Raw genomic sequence first — 7,536 nt, forward strand, 5'->3', positions numbered from 1 at the left:
TGGGGGCGCGCAGCCGCGGGGGCCCCGGCGGCACGTCGCCGGGGCCACCACAGGCGGAAATGCCGTTCTGGAGCAGGCTCGGAGGGGTTCGTGCGGGTGCCGTTGCGGGGCTGTGTGCCTGTCATATCTGGCGCAACGCTTCACCCGTACGGGTGGATGCGGTGGCGAAGGGTGGCGAATATCAGTGCGAGCGCTCCACCTGAAGAGCGGGCACATACGGCCAGATGCGGTCACTCTCATCCTGCCCGATGACGCTGCCGTCCGCCTCGATCCAGGCGTGGGCGCCGTGCGGGATGAAGCGGGCGCCGATCACCCAGCGGACCCGGTGCCCGGTGAACGCGGCGGCGAAGTGGGCGGCCAGGGACTCCTCCAGGCAGGCGGCCCGGCCGGGCCACACCCGGGCGGCACGGCGTACGGCGGTGAAAGTCTCCTCGGCCTCGGCGACTGTGGCCGCGCGGCCGGGCAGCCGGGTCACTGTGCGGGCGGCGGCGAGCGCGAACCGCACCGGCAGGCATCGCAGCAGCACCAGCGCCGCGAACAGCGCGGCATGTCCGGCGGCCCGCGAGACCAGCCCGGCCGGCACCGGCGCGTCGAACCGGATCTCGGCGCCGTCGCGTGCGGTCAGCGGCCGGGCGGCGGGCTGAAGGAGGCGGGCGCGTTGAAGATCGGCGGCCAGTGCGCCGAGGTCGGCGCGGACCCGGTCGGCGTCGGCGCCCTTGTCCTGCCACTGGGCGGTGAGCAGTTCCACGGCTGCCTCCGGTGCGGTGCCGCCGGTGATCGTCAGCCACAGCTGGGCGCCGGCCGGCTCCAGGAAACGCCAGCGGCCCCTGCCATGGCGGGCGTCCATCAGCGCGATGCCCTCGGGCCCGAGGGCGGCGTACACGCCGGTGCTTGTCATCGCGCGGCCTCCTTCTCGCCGGTGGTGGTCTTCTCCCACCAGGTGTCGCGGGCGGTGGGCAGGGTGGCCAGCCACAGCTCGGTGACGATGAGCGCGTGCAGGCAGGCCAGCGGCGCGGGCTCGCCCCGTACCGCACGGTCCAGTGCGGCCACCGTCCGCGACGCGTCCAGCAGCCCGGCCTCGGCGAGCACGGAGCCGGACAGGATGCGGCGCAGAGCGGGGGCGTTGACGCGCAGGCCGGTGTAGACGCTGCCGGTGAACGCGGTCTTCGTGCGCCGGTTCAGCAGGAAGGCGGGGACGGCGGGGGTGAACGCCGCGCGGGCCAGCGGCTTGTAGTCGCCCGGACGGTTGCGGTACCAGCCGGGGACCGCGTGGCAGACGTCGACCACGGGGGTGTCCAGGAACGGGGCGTGCAGGGGCAGCCCCCACTGCTGGCGGGCGATCTGGTCGTAGGTGGCGTGCCCGTCACCCATCACCTCCAGAGCGAGACGCTCGTGCACCGCTCCGGGCGCGGCAAGCGGGTCGGCGTCAGCCGCCCGGCGTGCCACCAGATCGGCGACGGCCAACCGCCCGGAGCGGGTCAGCCACGGCGCCGACGGGGTGACGCCGCACCAGCAGAGCATCTCCCACGGCGGCGCCCAGCCCGGATGACGCAGGTCCCGGGGCCCGCCCAGCAACTGGGCCAGGGCGGCGAGCGCCTGCGGATAACGGGACCGTTGGGTACGGGCAGCCTGCCACAGGAGGGGGTGGACCGCGCAGCGCTTCGCGCGGGCGAGCGCCATGACCCGGCGGACCGCCTCCGCCCGGTGTCCGGCCCGGTACTGGTCGATCACCATCAGCGCCACCGCGTCCAGGACGTCGTCCCCGCCGCGGCCCGTCAGATGCGCTCGGGAGCCGTAGGCGGCGGCCGGGGCGAGCTGAGCCTGCTTGATGGCGAGCAGGCCCAGGGTGAACGAGGGGGTGTCGGTGAACGGCAGAGCGGCCGGTTCGGTGAGGCCGTCGAAGTGCTGCACGCTGTCGCGGGTGCCGTGCACCCACGCGTGCGTGATGTGCGCCTGTCCGGCGGCGATCCGCTCGGCGTAAAGAACGTCGTCCTGCTCGCCCATGCGGGCGTCGGTGTAGGTGACGGCCAGCAGCGGGCCGCTGCCAGCGGCCAGGCTGGTGACGGCCCCGCTGTCGACGCCGCCCGACAAGTCCGCCGACAGCCGTCCCGCGCCCGCCGCCCGGCGGGCGACCGCGGTGGTCATGCGCTCGCGCACCATCCGGGCGCCCTCCGCGAATGACAGCCCGCCGGCCGCGGCCGGTACGGGTTCAGTCCGCGGCCGGTGTCCGGGCCGAAGAACCAGCGCCCACCCGGGCCGAACCCTCCGCACACCCTCGAAGTGGCTCTGCCCCGCGAGGACATCGACGCCCCGTACCGAGAAGGCGGCCAGCAGCACCGCCAAGTCCGGCGTGATGCGGCCGTACGCGGCGAGCGCAGCCGCGGCCGTCGCCCACACCACCCGCTCCCCCTCCATGCACCAGTACACCGTGACGACCCCGGCCCGGTCCCCGGCGATCCGCATCGTGGCGCCGGTACGCGCAACGGTCAGGTACGAGCCGGGCAGCCGCGTGGCCGCAGACCACCCGCCCCGCGCCACCGCATCCCGGGCGTCGTCCAGCTCCCGGCCGGTGGCCAGGCAGCAGCCGAGGGCCAGCACGGCGGCCACCGGCGCCGGGGCCTGGTCCGTGCTGGTGCGGATCTCGTCCGCCTCGTATCCGACGCTCCAGATACGCATGGCGCCGTCGTCGTACGCGCTTGTGCCTCCCCGGGGCCGCCATGCGACCCTGGGGGCCGTGTGGTCGGGCCCGGTCTGGAAAGTTCCGGCGACGAACCGCATCTCTCCCACCCCGGTCTTTCACTCCGCCGTGCCGTGTGTGGCTGCTTCACGAACGAGCGCCCGGGACGCCGGCCGATGGCCAGATGTGCCCCGGGCGCTCGCTCACCTGCCGACGCCCCGTTCAGGGCGCGGCGTCACTGCCAGTACTGGGTGTCGTCCGCGTTGTTGTTGCCGCCCGAGCCGAGGGTGGCCTCGGTAACGGTGCCCAGCTCGCTCAGCGCGGGCGCCGTGTAGGTGACGGTCTCGAACTCGAAGTGCGTGTCCATGGTGTTCCTCCATGAGCCGGTCTCTGGGATGTTCCGCGCCGGCCGCACGGAGCCATGACGGCGTCCATGCGGCCTCTGGCGGGGAGGTACTGGCCGGCTCCGAGGTGCCGGAGCGGCCGTGCTCCAAGACAACCGCCGAACATCCGCGCCAGGAAGAGGAACAGGTGCTGCCTCGCTGCTGCCTCCTGCTGCCCGGCCTTCTGAGCGGCTTCAACTCCCGGCTCGTTGGGCTACGTTCAGTGCAACGACCGTGCCCGGCTCCATCCCACCCCGGGGGTCAGCCACATGCCCGCCACCACCAGTCCCCCACGGCATCTGCTCGCTACGGTGCGGATCGCGTCCGGACACACCCTCGACTCGTACATCAACGCCGTCGCCGACCGGCACACCGCTCTCGGCTACGGGCACATGGCCCGCAACCGCGACAAAGTCGCCCGCTGGCAGCGCGGCGTCGAACCCGAAATGCCCGCCCAGCTGGCGATGGCCGATCTCCACAGGGTCGACCCCAGGCAGGTAACAGCGCGAGGATGGCCCAACTGGCTCCTGCTCGCCCTGCCCGGCCCCGACATCTGGGCCCCGTTCGCCCCGGAGGTCACGCTGTCCGCCCTCGACGACCTGGCCGCCGACCCCGCCCGCGCCGACGCGGCCGACATCCCCCTCCTCCCGCCGGACGTGCTGCGCACCCTGGCCGAACGGTGGACCGACCACGTCCAGGACGCCATCGCACACGGCATCGGCGGCGGCTACGTCGGCGTCGAGGTCTCCACCGCCATCCACGCCCGGCTCAGCGCGCTGTGGCACCTGGACGACTCCCTCGGCGGCACCGCCTGCACCACCAGCGCCCGCTCCGACCTGACCATGGTCGTCAAGCTGCTGCGGCACGCCCGCCACACCGGACAGCTCACCACCGATCTCCACTTCCTCGCCGCCGAGTACGCGCGCTTCCTGGGCTGGGCCGAGTTCGACGCCGGCAACACCCCCGGCGCCCAACGCGCCTGGCACGCCGCCCTGCGCGCCTCCGCGGAGGCCGCCGACCCGGCGCACAGCGCCTACCTGCTGGCCAACCTCGCCCTGGCCTGCGTCTACGACAATCAGCCGGGCACCGGCACCGACTTACTCGCCTCCGCCCGCGGCATCGCCGGCACCCGCACCACCCCGCTCGTCGCCGCGATGATCGACACCTGGCGGGTGAGGGCGACGGCCGCCACCGGCGACGCGAAACAGGCCGCCCGCCTGCTGAACCAGGCCGAAGCCGAGTTCGACCGCGCCCGCACCGGGGACACCAACCCGCACTGGGCGTACTGGATGTGCCGCCCCAGCCACATGGCCGAGACCGGCAGAGCCTTCCTCGACCTCGGCGATCCGGCTACCGCCGAGACACTGCTCAGCGACGGGCTGGCCGCGCTGGAACCCGGCGCGATGCGCGACCGTGTCCTCTACCTCACCTGGATCGCCACCTCCCAGGCCCGCCGCCGCGACCTTGACGCCGCCGCCCACACCGCCACCGAGGCCCTCGACATCGCGGCCACAGTCGAATCCGGCCGCTGCACCACCCTGCTCACCGACCTGGCCGCCGAACTCGCCCCGTACCGCGCCGCCGCACCGGTCGGCGCCATCCTCGACCGGCTGATCAGCCCGGAGCGATGACACCTGAAGATCACGCGCCGCCGTTCCTGGCCACGGCCGCCGTGCAGATCGAGCGGACCATCAACGCCCGCGAGGCTGCTCGCGCGGAGGCTCCGTGATGAGCCAGCGCGGACGCCCACGGCCGCGCGCTCACCGGCTACCACCAGAACATCTCCGCGGGCGCGGAGCGGACCCTTGAGCCGCAATGCGGGCTTGCGCGCGGGCATTTCGCAATGCGGAACATCTCCGCAGGCGCGGGGTGGACGGCCAGGCTGCTGATGACCGTGCTCGCCGTCATGGAACATCTCCGCGGGAGCGGAGCGGACGTGCAGACCTACGCCGGCGACAAGAAGGACAAGGGAACATCTCCGCGGGCGCGGAGCGGACCGCGCCATCCGCATCTGCTCCTGCGGCACCTCCGGAACATCTCCGCGGGCGCGGAGCGGACGACCCGTACAACGCCGCGCGAGCCGCAGGCTACGGAACATCTCCGCGGGCGCGGAGCGGACGCGGCTCTGTCCGTGATCATCACGCGCGGCTACGGAACATCTCCGCGGGCGCGGAGCGGACATCACGGGTCTCAAGGTTGGGGACGCCGTCACCGGAACATCTCCGCGGGCGCGGAGCGGACGCCGAATTGAACGCCGCGTAATCGATACCCGCTGGAACATCTCCGCGGGCGCGGAGCGGACTCCAGACCTCCCCGCGCCTCACAGGCTGTCGCCGGAACATCTCCGCGGGCGCGGAGCGGACCCTTCGCGAGCTGGGGGTTTGTGGGGACTTTGCTGTTTCTTTGTCAAGGTGTGTGGTGTTGGTGTACGGGGCGCTGTGGGGTGCTGGCGCAGGTGTTCACGCTAGCGCGGCTGTGCGGGTGGTTGCCGGTGTGGGGCGCTGCGAAGCGGGTTGTCGGTGGTGGGAGGTAGGAATGGAGGGGCAATTCGAGTGGAGGGGTTGGGTGTTGGTGGTTTCGGAGTTGGCGGGGTTGTTGTGGGCGAAGACGTGGCGTGGTGGGTGGGGCCGGGAGGTTGCGCCGGGGGCGTTGTGGCATTCGTTGGTGGCGCATGTGTGGGACAGCGGGCATGCGGGGGGCTGGTTGTGGGATCACCTGCTGGCGGAGCGGGTGCGGGAGTCGCTGGCCGCCGACCTCGGGGGTGACGGGGCGTCGGCGCGAGCACGGCTGGCATGGCTGGCGGCGGCGCATGATCTGGGGAAGGCGACGCCACCGTTCGCGGGGCTGGATGCGGGACGGCGGGCGGAGCTGGTGGCCGCGGGGCTGGCGGTGGATTTTTCGGTGAAGGGGGTGTTGCCGCATGGGTGGTTGTCGGGGCGTCTGGTCAACGAGGTGCTGTGCGGCCAGGGGTGGGATGAGGAGGCGGCGGAGTTCGTGGGGCTGACGCTGGCCGGGCATCACGGGAACTTTCCGCCGGTGAACTGGCTGGAGGAGCGGCTGACCCTGAAGCGCCGGGGGGCGGGGGCGTGGCGGTCGGTGCAGGGTGAGGTGTATGAGGCGGCTGTGCTGGTCAGCGGGGCGCGTCCGTATCTGGGGGAGTGGCAGGCGCGGGTGCCTTCGGTGCCGGTGCAGTTGGTGCAGGCCGGGGCGGTGACCTTGGCGGACTGGCTGGCCAGCAACGAGGACCTGTTCCCCTACGAGGGCAGGCTGCCGCAGGGGTATCTGCAGACGTCGGCGGCCCGTGTGCGCCGGGCGGGCGCGGTGATGGGGGTGCGGTCGTCCTGGGCGCCGGATGCGGGCAGTGCGGTGATGGGGGCGGCGGCGCTGTACGGCTCGCGGTTCGGGCGGACGCCGCGGGCGGTGCAGGAGGCGGTCTACGACCTGGTGTGCTCGGCGCCGGGGGCGGGGCTGTTGCTGATCGAGGCGCCGATGGGGGAGGGCAAGACGGAGGCGGCGCTGGCGGCGGCGGAGGTGCTGGCCGGGCGGCTGGGGGCGAACGGGGTGTTCTTCGGGCTGCCGACGCAGGCCACGGCGAACCAGATCTTCCGCCGGATCCTGGGATGGCTGGAGCGGCAGGGCGCCGATACGACGGTGGCCCTGGCGCACGGCAAGGCGGCCCGGCAGGAGGAGTACCGGGCGCTGCTGCAGGGGTCGGTCGGGGTCGGGGAGTGCGGGGCGGGACTGGTGGCCTCGCAGTGGATCCTGGGCCGGTACCGGGCGTTGCTGGCACCGGTGGTGGCGGCAACGGTGGACCAGCTGCTGCTGGCGGGGCTGGCGTCGCGGCATGTGGCGGTGCGGATGCTGGGCCTGGCCGGGAAGGTCGTGGTGCTGGACGAGGTGCACGCCTACGACGCCTACATGTCCGGTCTGCTGCAGGGGGTGCTGGCGTGGCTGGGGGCGCTGGGGGTGCCGGTGGTGCTCTTGTCGGCGACGCTGCCCGCCCGTCAGCGCGCCGAGCTCCTCCAGGCATACGCCGGCGGTCCGGCGGTGTCCGCGAGTGGGCCGGTGTATCCGCGGCTGACCTGGGTGGACGCGCCGCGCGGCGGCCGGCGCGAGGCTGAGCCGGTGGCGGTCGCGGCAAAGGCGGCGCGGAGGCTGCCGGTGGCGGTGACGCTGCTGGAGGAGCCGGAGACGTCGGCGGTCGCCGGATGCGTGGAGGGGCTGCTGGCCGGCGGCGGATGCCTGCTGGCCGCGCGCAACACGGTGGGCCGGGCCCAGGAGTTGGCGCGGGAGCTGCGGGAACGGCTGGGTGAGGAGGCGGTCACGCTCATGCACGCCCGCTTCACGGCGGCCGACCGCCGCCGCCTGGAGGACGCGCTGGAGCAGCGCTTCGGCAGCGGCGGTGTGCGGCCGGCGGGGCGGCATGTGGTGGTGGCGACGCAGGTCGTCGAGCAGTCCCTGGACGTCTCCTTCGAC

At 73.4% G+C, this 7,536-nt stretch carries 5 protein-coding genes and 1 CRISPR repeat array; of the genes, 2 read left to right on the forward strand and 3 right to left on the reverse strand.

Annotation, left to right across the window (positions count from 1 at the left end; all coding sequences use genetic code 11):
* Positions 1-181: 181 nt before the first annotated feature.
* The 3 genes from ACFU99_RS03940 to ACFU99_RS03950 form a co-directional block, all read right to left on the reverse strand.
* On the reverse strand, positions 182-898 hold the full coding sequence (locus ACFU99_RS03940) for a lasso peptide biosynthesis B2 protein (RefSeq protein ID WP_384385328.1): 717 nt from the start codon (positions 896-898) through the stop codon (positions 182-184).
* Entirely contained in the window at positions 895-2,676 is a 1,782-nt protein-coding gene (locus ACFU99_RS03945) for an asparagine synthase-related protein (protein ID WP_384385330.1), read from the reverse strand. The genes ACFU99_RS03940 and ACFU99_RS03945 overlap by 4 nt, the downstream gene beginning before the upstream one ends.
* A 236-nt stretch (positions 2,677-2,912) precedes the next feature.
* Positions 2,913-3,044 carry a lasso RiPP family leader peptide-containing protein gene (locus ACFU99_RS03950; RefSeq protein WP_384385333.1) on the reverse strand — a complete coding sequence of 44 codons (132 nt, stop codon included), beginning with the start codon at positions 3,042-3,044 and terminating at the stop codon, positions 2,913-2,915.
* A 285-nt stretch (positions 3,045-3,329) separates the two neighbouring features.
* Between ACFU99_RS03950 and ACFU99_RS03955 the strand changes: the two genes are divergently transcribed.
* Together ACFU99_RS03955 and cas3 are read left to right on the forward strand one after the other, a co-directional pair.
* Entirely contained in the window at positions 3,330-4,691 is a 1,362-nt protein-coding gene (locus ACFU99_RS03955) for a transcriptional regulator (RefSeq protein ID WP_384385336.1), read from the forward strand.
* A gap of 144 nt (positions 4,692-4,835) precedes the next feature.
* A CRISPR array of direct repeats spans positions 4,836-5,423; the repeat unit is 28 nt; unit sequence GGAACATCTCCGCGGGCGCGGAGCGGAC.
* Positions 5,424-5,595: 172 nt separating this feature from the next.
* Positions 5,596-7,536: CRISPR-associated helicase Cas3' (gene cas3 / locus ACFU99_RS03960; RefSeq protein ID WP_384385339.1), on the forward strand; the 1,941-nt coding region annotated here is incomplete at its 3' end.

Origin of the sequence: Streptomyces sp. NPDC057654, assembly GCF_042800135.1 — a bacterium.
Classification (GTDB): domain Bacteria; phylum Actinomycetota; class Actinomycetes; order Streptomycetales; family Streptomycetaceae; genus Streptomyces.